Annotated in this window: 13 protein-coding genes and 1 rRNA gene; 8 read left to right on the top strand and 6 right to left on the bottom strand. The window is 72.1% G+C overall.

The annotated features are described in order from the left end of the window. Positions 1 to 87 (top strand): 5S ribosomal RNA (gene rrf, locus ACH4G3_RS10560); the annotation flags it as partial. Between the two features lie 81 nt (positions 88 to 168). Here the strand turns inward: rrf and ACH4G3_RS10555 are convergent. Genes ACH4G3_RS10555 through ACH4G3_RS10535 form a run of 5 tightly spaced genes read right to left on the bottom strand, consistent with a single transcriptional unit; the run spans position 169 to position 5866 of the window. Then, the gene (locus ACH4G3_RS10555; protein ID WP_397624078.1) at positions 169 to 1479 is read right to left on the bottom strand and encodes a DUF58 domain-containing protein; all 1311 of its coding nucleotides are present in this window, start codon (positions 1477 to 1479) and stop codon (positions 169 to 171) included. Then, positions 1479 to 2468 (bottom strand): AAA family ATPase, encoded by a 990-nt coding sequence (locus tag ACH4G3_RS10550; RefSeq protein WP_397624077.1) that lies wholly within the window; start codon positions 2466 to 2468, stop codon positions 1479 to 1481. The genes ACH4G3_RS10555 and ACH4G3_RS10550 overlap by 1 nt, the downstream gene beginning before the upstream one ends. After that, a complete protein-coding gene (locus ACH4G3_RS10545) occupies positions 2468 to 3664 on the bottom strand; it encodes a DUF4350 domain-containing protein (protein ID WP_397624076.1) in 1197 nt (398 codons plus the stop codon). The genes ACH4G3_RS10550 and ACH4G3_RS10545 overlap by 1 nt, the downstream gene beginning before the upstream one ends. Then, positions 3661 to 4431, bottom strand: a complete 771-nt coding sequence (locus ACH4G3_RS10540) for a DUF4129 domain-containing protein (protein WP_397624075.1) — start codon at positions 4429 to 4431, stop codon at positions 3661 to 3663. Before ACH4G3_RS10540 ends, ACH4G3_RS10545 begins: the two co-directional genes overlap by 4 nt. Before the next feature lie 4 nt (positions 4432 to 4435). Next, the gene (locus tag ACH4G3_RS10535; RefSeq protein ID WP_397624074.1) at positions 4436 to 5866 is read right to left on the bottom strand and encodes a DUF7847 domain-containing protein; all 1431 of its coding nucleotides are present in this window, start codon (positions 5864 to 5866) and stop codon (positions 4436 to 4438) included. Positions 5867 to 6006: 140 nt separating this feature from the next. Here ACH4G3_RS10535 and mtnA point away from each other — a divergent pair, with 140 nt between their 5' ends. The 7 genes from mtnA to ACH4G3_RS10500 all read left to right on the top strand — a co-directional run bounded on the left by mtnA (position 6007) and on the right by ACH4G3_RS10500 (position 15307). Beyond that, on the top strand, positions 6007 to 7155 hold the full coding sequence (gene mtnA, locus ACH4G3_RS10530) for an S-methyl-5-thioribose-1-phosphate isomerase (RefSeq protein WP_397624073.1): 1149 nt from the start codon (positions 6007 to 6009) through the stop codon (positions 7153 to 7155). Between the two features lie 197 nt (positions 7156 to 7352). Continuing rightward, a complete protein-coding gene (gene mtrA / locus ACH4G3_RS10525; protein ID WP_003990656.1) occupies positions 7353 to 8042 on the top strand; it encodes a two-component system response regulator MtrA in 690 nt (229 codons plus the stop codon). A 1-nt stretch (position 8043) separates the two neighbouring features. Next, positions 8044 to 10365: an MtrAB system histidine kinase MtrB gene (gene mtrB / locus ACH4G3_RS10520; protein ID WP_397624072.1), complete on the top strand. Its 2322-nt coding sequence runs from the start codon at positions 8044 to 8046 to the stop codon at positions 10363 to 10365. Continuing rightward, complete coding sequence (locus tag ACH4G3_RS10515; protein WP_397624071.1) at positions 10355 to 12187, top strand: LpqB family beta-propeller domain-containing protein; 1833 nt, start codon at positions 10355 to 10357, stop codon at positions 12185 to 12187. Before mtrB ends, ACH4G3_RS10515 begins: the two co-directional genes overlap by 11 nt. A 259-nt stretch (positions 12188 to 12446) precedes the next feature. Continuing rightward, complete coding sequence (locus tag ACH4G3_RS10510) at positions 12447 to 13343, top strand: ComF family protein (RefSeq protein ID WP_397624070.1); 897 nt, start codon at positions 12447 to 12449, stop codon at positions 13341 to 13343. Positions 13344 to 13654: 311 nt separating this feature from the next. Beyond that, the gene (gene hpf, locus ACH4G3_RS10505) at positions 13655 to 14353 is read left to right on the top strand and encodes a ribosome hibernation-promoting factor, HPF/YfiA family (RefSeq protein ID WP_397624069.1); all 699 of its coding nucleotides are present in this window, start codon (positions 13655 to 13657) and stop codon (positions 14351 to 14353) included. A 207-nt stretch (positions 14354 to 14560) separates the two neighbouring features. Beyond that, the gene (locus tag ACH4G3_RS10500; RefSeq protein ID WP_020276233.1) at positions 14561 to 15307 is read left to right on the top strand and encodes a response regulator; all 747 of its coding nucleotides are present in this window, start codon (positions 14561 to 14563) and stop codon (positions 15305 to 15307) included. 57 nt (positions 15308 to 15364) lie between these two features. Here ACH4G3_RS10500 and ACH4G3_RS10495 read toward each other — a convergent pair whose 3' ends face one another. Beyond that, positions 15365 to 16537 carry a winged helix-turn-helix domain-containing protein gene (locus ACH4G3_RS10495; RefSeq protein WP_397624068.1) on the bottom strand — a complete coding sequence of 391 codons (1173 nt, stop codon included), beginning with the start codon at positions 16535 to 16537 and terminating at the stop codon, positions 15365 to 15367. Between the last annotated feature and the right edge of the window lie 144 nt (positions 16538 to 16681).

Genomic DNA, 16681 nt, shown 5'->3' with positions numbered 1-16681 from the left:
GGTTACATTCCGAACCCGGAAGCTAAGCCTTACAGCGCCGATGGTACTGCAGGGGGGACCCTGTGGGAGAGTAGGACGCCGCCGAACAATTATTGGGAAAACCCCCGCATCTGAAGATGCGGGGGTTTTCTGCGTTTAGGGGCCCTCTTTCGAGGGGCCACCTCGCCGTCACAGGCGTCCAGCCGCCTTCAGTGCCAAATACGCGTCCGCCAGTGCCGGCGCCAGGTCGTCCGGTGTCGCGTCCACGACCGTCACGCCGTGGCGGCGCAGTTGTTCTGCCGTGCGATGACGTTCGGACTGGGCCTGGGCGGCTGCGGCGGCCTCGTAGACGGCGTCGACGTTTCCGCGTGCCTTGGCCATTTCGGTGATGTGCGGGTCCGCTACTGATGCCAGCAGGACCGTGTGGCGCTGAGTGAGCTGGGAGAGGACCGGAAGGAGGCCCTCTTCGATGGGGGCCGCGTCCAGGGTCGTGAGGAGCACGATCAGGGAGCGGCGGGGGGACGTGCGTAGCGCGGTGGCCGTGAGGCCTCGGGCGTTTGTTTCGACGAGTTCGGGTTCGAGCGTGGCCATCGCGTTGACCAGTGACGGAAGGACATCGCCTGCCGTGCGGCCTTGGACGAGGGCGCGGATTTTGCGGTCGTAGGCGAGGAGGTCGACGCGGTCGCCGGCGCGGGAGGCGAGGGCTGCGAGGAGGAGGGCCGCGTCCATGGAGGCGTCGAGGCGGGGCGCGTCGCCCACGCGGCCTGCCGAGGTGCGGCCGGTGTCGAGGACCAGGAGGATGTGGCGGTCGCGTTCCGGGCGCCAGGTGCGTACGGCGACCGCGGACTGGCGGGCTGTGGCACGCCAGTCGATGGAGCGGGTGTCGTCGCCGGGGACGTACTCGCGCAGACTGTCGAATTCGGTGCCCTCGCCGCGGGTGAGCACGCTGGTGCGGCCGTCCAGTTCGCGGAGACGGGCCAGTTTGGAGGGCAGGTGCTTGCGGCTGGTGAAGGGGGGCAGGACGCGCACCGTCCAGGGGGCCTTGTGGGTGCCCTGGCGGGAGAAGAGGCCGAGGGGGCCGTACGAGCGGATGGTGACCCGGTCGGCCTGGCGGTCGCCTCGGCGGGTGGGGCGCAGGCGGGTCGTCACGCGTCGGCGTTCGCCCGCTGGGACCGTGAGGCGGTGGCGGGAGGCCGCCCCCTCCGTGCCCGGCTGCCAGGTGCTCGGTGGCCAGGCGTCGCGGAGGCGGGCGCGGAGAGGACGGCGGGACGGGTTGGTGATGGTCAGGGTCACGTCCGCTGTGTCGCCGAGGCGTACGGAGGTGTCGCCGGATCGGGTCAGGCCCAGGCGTCGTACGGGGGCGGCCAGGGCGAAGTCGCAGGCGCAGGCCATGGCCAGGGGTGCGTTGACCGCCAGGATGCCCGTCCAGCTGGGTTCCCAGATGCCGACGGGGAGGGAGCCCAGGGCTGCGAGGAGGGCGGCGCGTCCGGTGAGTGCCATCAGCGGGGGACGGGGACGTGGGCGAGGATCGCGTTGATGACGGAGTCGGCCGTCACGCCTTCCATCTCGGCCTCCGGGCGGAGTTGTACGCGGTGGCGGAGAGTGGGAAGGGCGAGGGCCTTCACGTCGTCGGGGATGACGTAGTCGCGGCCGGTCAGCCAGGCCCAGGCGCGGGCGGTGGCCAGGAGGGCCGTGGCGCCTCGGGGGGAGACGCCGAGGGTGAGGGACGGTGACTCGCGGGTGGCACGGCAGATGTCGACGACGTAGGCGGTGATCTCCGGGGAGATCGTCGTTTTGGCGACCGCGGCGCGGGCTGCCTCGAGGTCGGCGGGGCCCGCTACGGGGCGTACGCCGGCGGCGTGGAGGTCGCGTGGGTTGAAGCCCTCGGCGTGGCGGGTGAGGACGTCGATCTCGTCCTGGCGGGAGGGCAGGGGAATGGTGAGTTTGAGGAGGAAGCGGTCCAGCTGGGCTTCGGGGAGGGGGTAGGTGCCCTCGTACTCCACCGGGTTCTGGGTCGCGGCGACCAGGAACGGGTCGGGGAGGGGGCGAGGGGTGCCGTCGACGGTGACCTGGCGTTCCTCCATGGCTTCCAGGAGGGACGACTGGGTCTTGGGAGGCGTGCGGTTGATCTCGTCGGCGAGGAGGAGGTTGGTGAAGACCGGGCCGGGCTGGAAGGAGAACTCGGCGGTGCGGGTGTCGTAGACCAGGGAGCCGGTGACGTCGCTGGGCATCAGGTCGGGGGTGAACTGGACGCGCTTGGTGTCGAGTTCGAGGGCGGAGGCGAGGGCGCGGACCAGGAGGGTCTTGGCGACGCCGGGGACGCCTTCGAGGAGGACGTGGCCGCGGCAGAGCAGGGCGACGACGAGGCCGGTCACGGCGGGGTCCTGGCCGACCACGGCCTTGGCGATCTCGGCGCGCAGGGCCTCCAGGGCGGCTCGGGCGGTGCCCGGGTCCCCGCTCTGCCCGGCGTTGTCAGTGGTCGGGTCCATCATGGACGGCGTACCTCTCTTTCGAGGGCGTCGAGTTGGTCGGCGAGTGCGATGAGTGCTGCGTCGTCGCTGGGCGGTGGCCCGAAGAGCAGGGTGCGCAGGTCCTGTCCGTCGCCGTGGAGGTGGTCGGACAGGGCGGGGAGCAGGGCCTCGGGCGTGTGTGCCTGGGTGACGGGGACGCCGGTGAGGGGGGCGAGGCGGGTGCGGGTGGTGGAGCGAAGAGCGTTGGCCGCGCGGTCGCGGGCGTCGGTCTTGCGGTAGAGGCGGGCTCGGCCTTCGGCGGTTTCGGAGGCGCGGATCGCCACGGGGAGTTTTTCGGGCACGAGGGGGCCGAGTCGGCGTGCCCGCCAGAGGGCGGCCAGGGCTGCGGCGATGAAGAGTTGCAGGGTGCCCCAGAGCCAGCCCGAGGGGAGCAGGTCGAAGAAGCTGCGTTCGTCGTCGGTGCCGGTGGCCGACGTGTCGGAGAGCGAGGGGAGGTACCAGACCAGATGGGGGCGGGAGCCGAGGAGTTGGAGGGCGAGCGAGGCGTTGCCCTGCTTGTCGAGGCGGTCGTTGAGGAGGATGTCGGGCGCGCCGAGGACGACGGTGTCGCCGTCCCCGGTCGCGTCCGGGATGCGCAGCAGGGTGGCCAGGCGCTCGCTGGGGTAGCACTTGTCAGCGTCGAGGTGGGTGGTGGTGTAGCGGACGCCGCCCGTGTCGGCGGTGCCCGCGCGCCGGGCGGCGGGCAGGCCGCAGTCGGGGGAGAGCGTCGAGTCGAGGCTGGTGGCGGGGTCGGCGGTGACGCCGGGGGCGAGTCGTTCGACGGAGGCACTGCCGGAGGCGACCAGGACGATGCGGCCGCGGGCGTCGGCGAAGGCGTTGTGCAGGCGGGTCTGCTGACTTCGGGTCAGCATGTCGGGGACGGCGACCAGGAGAGTCGTGTCCGGGCCGGCTGCGGCGGCTGCCTCGTCGAGGGTGGTGACCACGCGTGTGTCCACGCCCCGGTCGGCGAGGAGTTCGGCGACGGCGCGGCTGCCGTTGGGGTCGGCGGAGCGCGGGTCGAGTGCGCCGTGCCGGGCGTCGGAGCGGAGCACCGCGATGGCGATGGCTCCCACCAGGAGCAGCACGAGGGCGAGCGCGATGCCGCGCGCGCGGGTCCATACCTGGCGGGCGGTGGGCGAGGCCGAGGTGGACGGGAGCGTGGCCTCGGTGGTCATTCGGCGGCTCCCTGGCGGGTGTGGGGGGCCGTGCTGTTGGCGCTGCTCGTGGCGAGCTGGGGCTTGGTGCGTTCCAGGTCGCTGTCGAGCTCGGCGATGCGGTGGTACGACTGCTCGGTCGCCGACCGGCCGCCGTACGTCACGTCGTCGAAGTCGCGGGCGGCAGCGCGCAGTCGGTCGGTGTGGCCGGGCAGGGCCCGGCCCGCTTCGGCGGCGGCCTCGTCGGCGGTGCGTCCGGGGCGGACATCGAGCAGGGCGCGTTCCTCCAGGGCGCGGACGAGGGCCCGCATGCGTTCCTGGACGGCCTGGTTCCAGTGGCCCTGGGCGGCGTGTGCCTCGGCGGCTGCGCGGTGGTCGGCGGCGCTGCGGGGGCGGTCGTCGAACAGGGTGGCGGACGAGGTGGGTTGGCGGCGCGGGGTGCCCAGGCGCCACCACAGGGCGGCCAGGACCGCTACGACGGCCAGGATGATGACGACCAGGCCGAGTGCTCCGCCGGGCGTGGCGGTCGAGGCGGCGTTGAAGAGTTTGTCGAGCCAGTCCCAGAAGGCGTCGAGGGCGCGCTGGAACAGGCTGGGGTCGTCCTCGTGGTACATCCGCTTCGAGAGCTCGCGCCGGGCCGCCTCTCGCGCGGGGTCGCGCGGGGTGGTGAGGGGCGGTTCGTCGGCGGAGCGTGCCGACGACAGCACGGAGGTGTCGCCGGCGCGCAGCAGCGTGCGTAGGGCGGCGCGTGGCAGCGCCGATGTGAGGACTTCCCCCGCCCAGCTCACCGCATCAGCTCCCCGGGACGGCGCCGGGGGCGGCGGGGCCGTAGCCCTGGACACCGGCGGCGCGGGCCAGTTCGAGGTCGAGGGCCTCGCGGCGGATGCGCTGGTCGATGTAGAGGAGCACGGTGACGCCGGCCGTGATCGGGAACGTGATCATGGAGCCGATCACCGCGCCGATGCCGCTGACGATGAGGAAGGTCCAGCCGAGGCCGGAGCCGCCGCTGTTGAGCCAGCCGGTGACGCCGTCGCCGCTGAGGGCCGCGGCGAGGAAGGTGAACGGGATGACGATGATCGAGGCGACGACGTTCGCGATGATCGTGGCGAGCAGCTGGATGCCGAAGATCCGCCACCAGGTGCCGCGGACCAGCTTCGTGGAGCGGCTCATCGCCTTCTTGATGCCCTGCTTCTCCAGCATCAGGGCGGGGGAGGCCAGGGAGAAGCGGATCATCAGCCAGAGGGCGACGATGCCGGCGCCGATGACGCCCAGGACGGTCAGGGCGACGCCTGCTCCGGTGCTGCCGGCGGCGACGACGAGGATGCCGGGCAGGGTGCCCACGGTGACGATGCCCGCGGTGATGAGCAGCAACAGGCAGATGAGGCCGAAGAGTTTGACGACCTGGGGGCGGGCGTCCCGCCAGGCCTCGCCGATGGTCACCGACTTGCCGAGCACGGCGCGGCTGGTGACGGTGGTGAGCAGTGCGGTCGCGATGACGGTGCCGACCAGGGAGATGACGAAGACGACGGTGGAGTTGAGCATGGCGTCGCCCATGGCGCGGCTCAGTTCGCTGAGGGTGGCGCTCGGGTCGTTGAGGGCCTCGCTGCTGGAGTCGTTCAGGACGAGGCCCTGGAACAGCACGACGATGACCTCGGTGATGACCGCGACGGTCAGGGAGATGCCGAGGACCGTGCGCCAGTAGGTGCGCATGGTGGAGACCGCGCCGTCGAGGATCTCGCCCACGCCGAGCGGGCGGAGCGGGATCACGCCGGGCTTGGCCGCGGGCGGGGGGCCGCCCCAGGCGTTGCCCCAGCCGCCGTAGCCTCCGGGGCCGCCGGGGCCTGCGTGTCCGCCGGGGGCTCCCGGGCCGCCGGGACCGTAGCCTCCGGGGCCGCCAGGGCCGTAACCGCCGGGGGGCTGGGCGCCCCAGCCGGGGCCGGGCGGCGGGGGCGGGGGAGCCTGGCCGGGGACGGCCGGGCCTCCTGGGCCGCTGGGGGCGGACCACTGGGCGGGTGGCGGCTGGTCCTTGGACCACTGCGGGCCGGGGCCCTGCGGGGTCTGGGGCGGCTGGCCCGGCTGGTCCGCGGACTGTGCGGGGCCGGGGCGGTCGGTCGGCTCGGCAGGGCCCGGGCGGTCGGCGGGCTCGGCAGGGCCGGACGCGTCAGGCTTCTGCCCTTCGGACGGGGCGGATCCGGGCGAGGCCCAGCCCGGAGTGTCGTTCATCGTCGCTCCTTCACGGTGCCCGTCCGCGGTCGCGGCGGCAGGTTGGCAGCCATCGTGCCATGGGGTGGTCTTGGAGTGACCGGCCGCGGTATGGGCTGCGTACCTTCAATTGTCCGCGCTTCAGGGGGCAGACTGACCGCATGGCTGATCAGTACGCGTACAGCGACGATGACAAACGGCCGACCGAGATCCCGGCGATCCGTTGGGAGGAGCCACCGGAAGGACCCGTTCTGGTCCTTCTCGACCAGACGAGGCTGCCGGCCGAGGAGGTCGAACTGGTCTGTACGGACGCGCCCGCGCTGGTGGAGGCGATCCGCTCGCTCGCCGTGCGCGGGGCGCCCCTGCTCGGCATCGCGGGAGCGTACGGCGTCGCGCTCGCCGCCGTGCGGGGCTTCGACGTGGACGAGGCCGCGGCCGCGCTGGCGAGCGCCCGGCCGACCGCGGTGAACCTGGCCGTGGGTGTGCGCCGGGCACAAGCGGCCCACGAGGCGGCGCTCGCCAAGGGCGGTGACATCAGGCAGGCGGCCGCGGCGGCGCTGGCGGCGGCGCGGCAGTTGCACCGGGAGGACGCCGAGGCCAGTGCACGGATGGCCGAGCACGGGCTGGCGCTGCTGGACGAGCTGCTGCCCGGCGGCGGGCACCGGATCCTCACGCACTGCAACACCGGTTCGCTGGTGTCGGGCGGGGAGGGGACGGCGTTCGCGGTGGCGCTCGCCGCACACCGGGCGGGCCGGCTGCGGCGTCTGTGGGTGGACGAGACGCGTCCGTTGTTGCAGGGCGCCCGGCTGACGGCGTACGAGGCGGCGCGCAGCGGGATGGCGTACACGCTGCTCACCGACAACGCGGCCGGGTCGCTGTTCGCCGCCGGGGAGGTGGACGCGGTGCTGATCGGGGCGGACCGCATCACGGCGGACGGTTCGGTGGCGAACAAGGTCGGGAGCTATCCGCTGGCAGTGCTCGCGCGGTATCACCATGTGCCGTTCATCGTGGTGGCGCCGGTGACGACGGTGGATCCGGACACCCCGGACGGGGCGTCGATCGAGGTCGAGCAGCGGGCTGGTCACGAGGTGACCGAGTTCGTGGCGCCGCAGGTGCCGGTGACCGGGGCTGAGGCGGGCGGCGGCATTCCGGTGGCGCCGCTGGGGACGCAGGCGTACAACCCGGCGTTCGACGTGACCCCGCCCGAGCTGGTGACGGCGATCGTCACGGAGGAGGGTGCGGTTTCGCCGGTGACGGCCGAGGCGCTCGCCGAGGTGTGTGCCCGGTCGCGCCGGGCGGCGGCGGGCTGAGCCGGGCGGCTGCCGGAGCGCGTGCGCGGTGGCGCGGGCTCCGGCAACTCGTCCCTGTGCGGGGCGAAGGGCCCGCCGCTGCCCGTCATGGAGATCAACAGGGGGCGGGCGAAGGCAGACAGTAGCGCTTGCTGCGACTATGGTCACTGGCCGGTGACCTACCTCACCACTGCCTTCGCCACCGTTATGAGAATGGGATGATGTCGTTTATGAAGGGACGAGTCCTTGTCGTCGACGACGACACCGCACTTGCCGAGATGCTCGGCATCGTGCTGCGTGGTGAGGGTTTCGAGCCGTCTTTCGTGGCCGACGGCGACAAGGCGCTGGCCGCCTTCCGCGAGTCCAAGCCCGATCTGGTGCTGCTCGATCTGATGTTGCCCGGCCGGGACGGCATCGAGGTGTGCCGTCTGATCAGGGCGGAGTCCGGTGTGCCGATCGTGATGCTCACGGCGAAGAGCGACACGGTCGATGTCGTCGTGGGCCTGGAGTCGGGTGCCGACGACTACATCGTGAAGCCGTTCAAGCCGAAGGAGCTGGTGGCCCGGATCCGGGCGCGGCTCAGGAGGTCGGAGGAGCCCGCTCCGGAGCAGCTCGCCATCGGTGACCTGGTCATCGACGTGGCCGGGCACTCCGTGAAGCGGGACGGGCAGTCGATCGCGCTGACGCCGCTGGAGTTCGACCTGCTGGTCGCGCTCGCGCGCAAGCCGTGGCAGGTGTTCACGCGCGAGGTGCTGCTGGAGCAGGTGTGGGGCTACCGGCACGCGGCGGACACGCGGCTGGTCAACGTGCACGTGCAGCGGCTGCGCTCCAAGGTCGAGAAGGACCCGGAGAAGCCGGAGATCGTGGTGACGGTCCGTGGTGTCGGGTACAAGGCAGGACCGAGCTGACATGTCCGGCGACAGTGCCGCTTCGGCGCCCGGACGGTCCGGGGCCCGCCCGGGGCGGCCTGTCGGGCGGAAGAAGGCGGGTTCCCGCTGGGGACGGTTCCTGGAGAGCGGGTTGCTGCTCCAGGGCGGGGTCCAGGGCAGCCCGGTCATCCGGCTGTTCATGCGGTGGGTGCGCCGGCCGCTGCTGCCCGTCATGCGGCTGTGGCGGCGCAACATCCAGCTCAAGGTCGTCGTCACCACGCTGCTGATGTCGCTGGGCGTGGTCCTGCTGCTCGGCTTCGTAGTCATCGGGCAGGTGCGCAACGGCCTGCTGGACGCCAAGGTGAAAGCGTCCCAGAGCCAGGCCACAGGCGGGTTCGCGGTGGCCAAGCAGCGGGCCGACGAGGCGGCGAGCGGCACCGGCGACGACGTCGCCACGGCGGACGGACGTCCCGCGCAGAACGTGACCGAGTGGATGAGCGACCTCGTCTCCTCGCTGTCCAGCGGCGGCCAGGGCGCCTTCGACGTGGTGACGCTCCCGGCCTCCGACGAGGACGGCGCGGGCGGCCGTGGGCAGCGTGCCTCCGGCGAGGTGGACTGGAGCAGGAGCGTGCCCGCAGACCTGCGCGAGCGGATCGGCAGCAGCACGACGGCCGCGCAGAGCTACACCCGCATCACCTACAACAACGCGACCAAGGAATCCCAGCCGGGCCTGGTCGTCGGCAAGCAGGTCAACGACCCCAACGGGGACCCGTACCAGCTCTACTACCTCTTCCCGCTCACCCAGGAGGAGAAGTCGCTGAGCCTGGTCAAGGGCACCCTGGCGACGGCGGGGCTGTTCGTCGTCGTGCTGCTCGGGGCCATCGCCTGGCTCGTGGTGCGGCAGGTCGTCACGCCGGTGCGGATGGCGGCGGGGATCGCGGAGCGGCTGTCGGCCGGGCGGCTTCAGGAGCGTATGAAGGTCACCGGCGAGGACGACATCGCGCGGCTCGGCGAGGCCTTCAACAAGATGGCCCAGAACCTCCAGCTGAAGATCAGCCAGCTGGAGGACCTGTCGCGGATGCAGCGCCGGTTCGTGTCGGACGTGTCGCACGAGCTGCGTACGCCGCTGACGACCGTACGGATGGCCGCGGACGTCATCCATGAGGCGCGTGAGGACTTCGACCCGGTGACCGCGCGGTCGGCGGAGCTGCTCGCCGACCAGCTGGACCGGTTCGAGTCGCTGCTCGCGGATCTGCTGGAAATCAGCCGGTTCGACGCGGGCGCCGCGGCGCTGGAGGCGGAGCCGATAGACCTCAGGGAAGTCGTACGGCGGGTGGTCAGCGGGGCCGAGCCGCTCGCGGAGCGCAAGGGCACTCGGATACGCATCCTGGGCGACCAGCAGCCCGTCGTCGCCGAGGCCGATGCCCGGCGCGTGGAGCGCGTGCTGCGCAACCTCGTCGTGAACGCCGTCGAGCACGGTGAGGGCAGGGACGTGGTGGTCAAGCTCGCCGCGGCGGGCGGTGCGGTCGCGGTCGCGGTGCGGGACTACGGGGTCGGGCTCAAGCCGGGCGAGGCGACCCGGGTGTTCAGCCGCTTCTGGCGGGCCGACCCGGCACGCGCGCGTACGACGGGTGGTACGGGCCTGGGGTTGTCCATCGCCCTGGAGGACGCCCGGCTGCACGGTGGCTGGCTGCAGGCGTGGGGCGAGCCGGGCGGCGGTTCGCAGTTCCGGCTGACGCTGCCCAGGACCGCGGACGAGCCGCTGCGGGGCTCTCCGATACCGCTGGAGCCCAAGGACTCACGGCGGAACCGGGGGCTCGACGACGCCGGGCTGCCGTGCGGCGGCGGGGACGGCGAGAAGCGGGCGACCGTACCGGCACAGTCGGCGAGCGGGCCGGTGCCGTCGGGGCCGGGGCGGGACCCGATACCGCCGCGGGCGGCCTCCGCGGCCCCCACGGCCGATCCGACGGCGCTGCCCGGCAACGGCGCGCGTGTGGTGCCCCGGCCCGCCTCGGGCACGCGGCGGGCCGACGATGCGCAGGCGGCCCCGGAGCGGCCGGCTCGCGACACGGATGCGAGTGGCCCGGCCGGTGGTGACGGCAACGGCGTGGTGAGCGGTTCGTCAGGCGCGGCCGGCGGCGGTACGGCGAGCGGATCGGCTGGTACGGATGGCAACGGTGTGCGGAGCGGACCGGCGAGTGCGGTCGGCAGCGGCAAGTCGAGTGGTCCTGCTGCGGCCTCTCGGGACCGGGACGTGAGCAGGCCGCGGGACGCGCACGGGGACGACGCAACCGCGGGCACGGCCAGGAAAACAGAGGCGGAGAGCGCGGACAGGCATGGGGAGGCATCTCGTGGGCGCTGACCGTGGGGGGCGCGGTCGGCGTACGCCCGCGCGCGTGATGACGTACGCCGCCGGTGGCGTCCTGCTGCTGGCGGGGTGTGCCTCGATGCCGGACAGCGGGGATCTGCGGGGCGTGGAGTCCACACCGCGCCAGGACACCCAGGTGCGGGTCTTCGCCGTGCCGCCGGGGGAGGACGCGCCGCCCTCGGAGATCGTGCAGGGGTTCCTGGAGGCACTGACCAGCGATGATCCGCACTACAAGACCGCGCGGCAGTACCTGACCGGCGAGGCCGCCAAGACGTGGCGGCCGGAGCTTTCCACCACCGTGCTGACGGACGGGCCGGGTGCCAAACCCGAGGCAGGGAGTGGCGGGGAGGACACCGGCGAGATCTCGTACACCCTCACCGGCACCAAGGTGGCCACCGTTGACGCACAGCAGGCGTACGCGCCGGCCACCGGGGCGTACGGCCGCACCGTGCACCTGACACAGGACGACAAGAGCCGGCAGTGGCGGATCGACGCGCTGCCGCAGGGCGTCGTCATGGGTGAGTCGGACTTCCAGCGCAACTACATGTCCGTCAACAAGTACTACTTCGCTTCGAACACCACGGCGGCCCGGGCGGACACCCAGCCCACCGCGGTCGCCGACCCCGTGTACGTCCGCCGGCGGGTGGACCCCATGACGCAGGTGGTGCGCTCCGTCCTGAGCGGGCCCACGCGGTGGCTCGGGCCCGTCGTCAGGTCGAGCTTCCCCACCGGTACGGCGCTGCCGAAGAAGACTGGTGCGCTGACGCCCGACGACCGGAACAAGCTGACCGTCCCGCTCAACGACAAGGCCGCGGGGGTCGGCACCAACCGGTGCGAGGAGATGGCGGCCCAGCTGCTGTTCACGTTGCAGAGCCTCAGCCCCGTGGTGGAGGAGGTCGAGCTGCTGGCCGACGGGGAGGAGCTGTGCTCGCTCGCGAAGAGCGCGGCCGATGCCGCCGCCTTCCGGAGCTCGACGCGCGACCCCGACTACCTGTACTTCGTCGACGGCAAGGACCGGCTGGTACGGATCCCGGCGGGCAGCAGCGACCCCAAGCCGGACCCCGCGCCGGGGGCGCTGGGCGAGGGCGACACGGCACTGCGGTCGGTGGCCGTGTCGCGCGACGAGCACACCGCGGCCGGTGTCAGCCTCGACGGCAAGTCGCTGTACGTGGGGTCGCTGGTCTCGGGCGGTTCGCTGGGCGAGCCGGTACTGCGCAGCCACGGCCGGACCGAGACCGACCGGCTGACGACCCCCAGCTGGGACGCGCACGACGGCCTGTGGGTGGCCGACCGCGACCCGGACAACCCCCGGCTGCTCCTGCTGGAGGAGGGCAAGGGCGATCCGCTGGAGGTGCGCATGCCGCACCTGGACGGGCGGGTCCAGGCCGTGCGGGTGGCCGCCGACGGCGTGCGGATCGCGCTCGTCGTGGAGAAGGGCGGCAAGAAGACCCTGCTCATCGGGCTGATCGAGCGGGAGGGGAAGCCGGGCGAGCAGCAGACCGTCAGGGTGGTCGAACTGCGCTCCGCGACGCCGGAGTTGGAGGAGGTCACCGCCATGTCGTGGGCCGGGGACAGCCGGCTCGTGGTGGTCGGGCGTGAGCACGGTGGTGTGGAGCAGATGCGGTACGTCCAGGTCGACGGCTCCACGCCGGACGTACCGGCGCCGGCGGCCCTGACCGGCGTGAAGGAGGTCACCGCCGCCGAGGACGAGGGGCTGCCGCTGGTGGCGTACTCGGTGGACGGAATCGTCCGGCTGCCGTCGGGCGCGCAGTGGCAGAAGGTGACGGAAGGGACGGCGCCGGTCTATCCGGGGTGAGGTGTGACGCCCCCGTGGCCGGTGCCCGGGGCGCGCATGGGGGAGCGGTCGCTTCTGCCGGGTGAAGCCCGGGAGGGCGACCGCTGTCGTTCGGGAGCGGGAGCGGGAGCGGGAGCGGCCGGTGCGCCCCCGGCCCTCGGGCCGTCCCACGGGGCCGTCACTCGTGTGGGGGACGAGCCGTTCGCCGGGCGGGGAGTTGTACACAGGCCGTTGTCCACAGGGGTGGCAGGGCGGGGCCCGGTTCGGCACAGTGGTGGCCATGCGGGGGTGGTGGCAGGACCTCACCGACCTGGTGCTGCCGGCCGAGTGCGGGGGCTGCGGGAGGCCTCGTACGGTGCTCTGCCCGGAGTGCCGTGCGGTGCTGAGCGGAGCCGCGGCACGCCGGGTGCGGCCGGTGCCGGAGCCGCCCGGGCTGCCCCGGGTACACGCGGCGGCTCCGTATGCGGACGAGGTGCGGGCGACGCTGCTGGCCCACAAGGAACGGGGTGCCCTGGCGCTCGCCGGTCCCCTCGGGGTGGCCTTGGCGGGAGCCGTGCGGGCGGGGCTGCAGAGGGCGTGGGGCTGCTCCTGGGCCGGGGCCGAGGGGGCGTGGTCCCGGGGCGTCGGGGCTCCTGTGCTGCTCGTGCCCGTTCCGTCCGGGCGGCGGGCCGTGCGAGCCCGGGGGCATGATCCCGCGCGGCGGATCGCGCTCGCGGCGGCGGGAGAGCTGCGGCGGCGCGGGGTTCCGGCCAGGGTGCTCGGCGTGCTGCGGCAGGTTCGGGCCGTGGCCGACCAGTCGGAGCTCAACTCCCGGCAGCGGCTGGACAATCTCGCGGGCGCGCTGGTAGTGGTGCCCGGGGGTACCCGGCTGCTCTCGGAAGGGCCGGTCGTCCTCGTCGACGACCTGATGACCACGGGGGCGTCCTTGGCGGAGGCCGCGCGGGCCGTGCGGGCGACGGGGCCGGTTTCGAACGCTGCGGGGGCTGTGGCCGTGTACGGGGGAGAGACATGGGAAAGCAGAGAGGAACAGAACGTCGGAACAACGCGAGAGAGGACGGGCCGGCGGCCCGGCCGGCAGGGAATCAGGGGCGCGGGCGGCGCCGGCGGAGTCATCGACGTGGTGTGCGCGGCAGTGGTCGCCGCATCACCGGACTCTTTTGAAATAAACCGGAACTGACTGAGATCTTGCGTCGTTGCAGGTAGCGAGAGGGCTTATTCACCTGAACGGAGGTACGCCGCAGTAGAGGGTGACGACATCCGTCCAGGCGAGATATGTTCGGTTGAGAGGGAAAGCCGCAGGCCACACCTCTCAAATCCGAATGCCGTGCCGCGGGTTTTTCCTCATCACTCGCGACGGTGGAGTGGAGATCTCGCCCACGGGGGAGGAGGTGGAAGTCACCAAGTCCGAGGTCCCGGGGCACACCGGGACCTGGTGCAAAAGGGAGACGCTCCGCAGCGAAGCGGAGCGATCCGGGAACGGAGTTCTGCGTGGACATCGTCGTCAAGGGCCGCAAGACCGAGGTGCCCGAGCGGTTCCGGAAGCACGTGGCCGAGAAGCTGAAGCTGGAGAAGATCCAGAAGCTCGATGGCAAGGTGATCAGCCTCGACGTCGAGGTGTCCAAGGAGCCGAACCCCAGGCAGGCCGACCGCTGTGACCGAGTGGAGATCACGCTCCGCTCCCGCGGTCCGGTGATCCGGGCGGAGGCAGCGGCGAGCGATCCGTACGCGGCGCTCGACCTGGCGGCGGAAAAGCTGGAAGCCCGGCTGCGCAGGCAGCACGACAAGCGGTTCTCGCGCCGTGGCGCGCGCCGGATTTCGGCCGCGGAGGTCGCCGACCACGTCCCGGGTGTGGCGACGCTCAACGGAAACGGCCTGGTGCCGACTCCGGAGGAGGAGCCGGAAGAGTCCGTCCCCACGAAGAAGATCGGCTCGCTGGAAGTGCAGGGTGACGGCCCCATCGTCGTCCGCGAGAAGACCCACGTCGCAGCCCCCATGACCCTCGACCAGGCTCTCTACGAGATGGAACTGGTCGGGCACGACTTCTACCTGTTCGTCGACTCCGAGACCAAGGAACCGAGTGTCGTCTACCGACGGCACGCCTACGACTACGGCGTGATCCACCTCAGGACGGACACGATGGTCACACACGCGCACGCCCCCGAGGCAGGCGGTGCGCTCGGCGGCTGACCATGCCGGGTGAGAGCGGAGCAGGTGCCCCTGGAGCGCGTGTGCGCCCCCCAGGGGCACCCCCGTGCGACCACTTGACGCCCCGCTCCGTCACCCTGGTGTCGCCCGGGCATGAAATCATGGTTGGCCACGGCCCAACCGGTGGGTCGTTGCTCTGGGTTGGCGATGGCTCAGGACCACAGGCCGCAGCCTTCAGGGGGAGGAACGATGGCGGACAGCTTCGGACCGATGCGTGACGAGGATGCCGACGGCGGCGTCGTCGGCATGGGCCCGGACACGGACTCTCCACGCAAGGAACCGATCAGAGTCCTTGTGGTCGACGACCACGCCCTGTTCCGCCGTGGCCTGGAGATCGTGCTGGCGGCCGAGGAGGACATCCAGGTCATCGGGGAGGCGGGCGACGGCGCCGAGGCCGTCGAGAAGGCCGCCGACCTGCTGCCCGACATCGTCCTGATGGACGTGCGGATGCCCAAGCGCGGCGGGATCGAGGCATGCACCTCCATCAAGGAGGTCGCCCCCAGCGCCAAGATCATCATGCTGACGATCAGCGACGAGGAAGCCGACCTCTACGAGGCCATCAAGGCGGGCGCGACCGGCTATCTCCTCAAGGAGATCTCGACGGACGAGGTGGCCACCGCCATTCGCGCGGTGGCCGACGGGCAGTCGCAGATCAGCCCGTCCATGGCGTCGAAGCTGCTCACCGAGTTCAAGTCCATGATCCAGCGCACGGACGAGCGCCGGCTGGTGCCCGCGCCGCGGCTGACGGACCGCGAACTGGAAGTCCTCAAACTCGTCGCGACGGGAATGAACAACCGCGATATCGCCAAGGAGTTGTTCATCTCCGAGAACACCGTGAAGAACCACGTGCGCAACATCCTGGAGAAGCTCCAGCTGCACTCCAGGATGGAAGCGGTGGTGTATGCGATGCGGGAGAAGATCCTCGAGATCCGGTGATCCGGTGATCCGGGATCTCGAGATCGGTGATCTGGAGATCCCTTGATCCGGTAGGGCTCAGGCGAGGATGCGGGCGAGTTCCTTGACGAGGGGTTCGCGCAGGTCCGGTGCGTCGACGCGTTCCACGCGTACGTCCGTGCAGTCCACCCAGGTCGCCGCCTCGGTCAGGGCCTGGGCCACGGCCGGGACGGCCTTCGCGCCGTCGAGCGTGACCTGCTTGGCCACCAGCGTGCGCCCCTCGCGGGCCGGGTCCACGCGGCCGACGAGTCGGCCACCGGCCAGGACCGGCATCGCGAAGTAGCCGTACACCCTCTTCTGTTTGGGGACGTAGGCCTCCAGGCGGTGGGTGAAGCCGAAGATCCGCTCCGTGCGCGCTCGCTCCCAGATCAGGGAGTCGAACGGCGAGAGCAGCGTGGTGCGGTGGCGGCCGCGCGGGGGTGCCTCCAGGGCCGCGGGGTCCGCCCAGGCGGGCTTGCCCCAGCCCTCGACCGTGACCGGGACGAGGCCTGAGTCGGCGATCACCGCGTCGACCTGCTCGCCCTTGAGGCGGTGGTAGTCGGCGATGTCCGCGCGCGTGCCGACGCCGAGGGACTGGCCCGCCAGGCGGACCAGGCGGCGCAGGCACTCGGTGTCGTCCAGCTCGTCGTGCAGCAGGGCGTCCGGGACCGCGCGCTCGGCGAGGTCGTACACGCGCTTCCAGCCGCGGCGCTCCACGCAGACCACCTCGCCGTACATCAGGGCGCGTTCGACGGCGACCTTCGAGCCGGACCAGTCCCACCAGTCGTTCGTCTTCTTCGCGCCGCCCAACTCGGTGGCCGTGAGGGGGCCTTCGGCGCGGAGCTGCTTGATGACCTCGTCGTAGGCGCCGTCCGGGAGTTCGTGGTTCCAGTGCGGGCGGTTGCGGTAGGCGCGGCGGCGGAACGCGAAGTGCGGCCACTCCTCGATGGGGAGGATGCAGGCCGCGTGGGACCAGTACTCGAAGGCGTGGGTGTCCCTCCAGTAGGCGTTCTCCACCGTCTTTCGGCCTACCGCGCCCAGGCGGGCGTACGGGACGAGTTCGTGGGAGCGGGCCAGGACCGAGATGGTGTCGAGCTGTATCGCACCCAGGTGGCGGAGGATGCCGCGGACGCCGGCGCGGCGGGGTGGGGCGCCGAGGAAGCCCTGGGCGCGGAGGGTCAGTCTGCGGGCCTCGTCTGCGGAGAGCTCTGTTGCGGGGCGCGGGGTGGTCATGGTTTTGCACGATAGGGGGTGGGACTGACAGCGGGGGATGAGCTGCGGGGCTGGGGGCCGGGTGCTGTGCGATCGTGCTGGGGCGGGGGTGGGTCCGCGGCTCGGCGGTGCGAGGTGCCGCTGCGCCCACCCGTGCCGCCCCGA

The organism is Streptomyces afghaniensis, from assembly GCF_044327915.1.
Classification (GTDB): domain Bacteria; phylum Actinomycetota; class Actinomycetes; order Streptomycetales; family Streptomycetaceae; genus Streptomyces; species Streptomyces afghaniensis.
The sequence above is the reverse complement of the archived record's forward strand: the minus strand, read 5'-3'. Positions and strand labels throughout refer to the sequence as shown.

Coding starts and splice junctions, on each gene's coding strand:
- ACH4G3_RS10555 (WP_397624078.1), bottom strand. CDS start 1,479: ATGGCACTCACCGGACGCGCCGCCCTCCTCGCAGCCCTGGGCTCCCTC.
- ACH4G3_RS10550 (WP_397624077.1), bottom strand. CDS start 2,468: ATGGACCCGACCACTGACAACGCCGGGCAGAGCGGGGACCCGGGCACC.
- ACH4G3_RS10545 (WP_397624076.1), bottom strand. CDS start 3,664: ATGACCACCGAGGCCACGCTCCCGTCCACCTCGGCCTCGCCCACCGCC.
- ACH4G3_RS10535 (WP_397624074.1), bottom strand. CDS start 5,866: ATGAACGACACTCCGGGCTGGGCCTCGCCCGGATCCGCCCCGTCCGAA.
- mtnA (WP_397624073.1), top strand. CDS start 6,007: ATGGCTGATCAGTACGCGTACAGCGACGATGACAAACGGCCGACCGAG.
- mtrA (WP_003990656.1), top strand. CDS start 7,353: ATGATGTCGTTTATGAAGGGACGAGTCCTTGTCGTCGACGACGACACC.
- mtrB (WP_397624072.1), top strand. CDS start 8,044: ATGTCCGGCGACAGTGCCGCTTCGGCGCCCGGACGGTCCGGGGCCCGC.
- ACH4G3_RS10510 (WP_397624070.1), top strand. CDS start 12,447: ATGCGGGGGTGGTGGCAGGACCTCACCGACCTGGTGCTGCCGGCCGAG.
- ACH4G3_RS10500 (WP_020276233.1), top strand. CDS start 14,561: ATGGCGGACAGCTTCGGACCGATGCGTGACGAGGATGCCGACGGCGGC.
- ACH4G3_RS10495 (WP_397624068.1), bottom strand. CDS start 16,537: ATGACCACCCCGCGCCCCGCAACAGAGCTCTCCGCAGACGAGGCCCGC.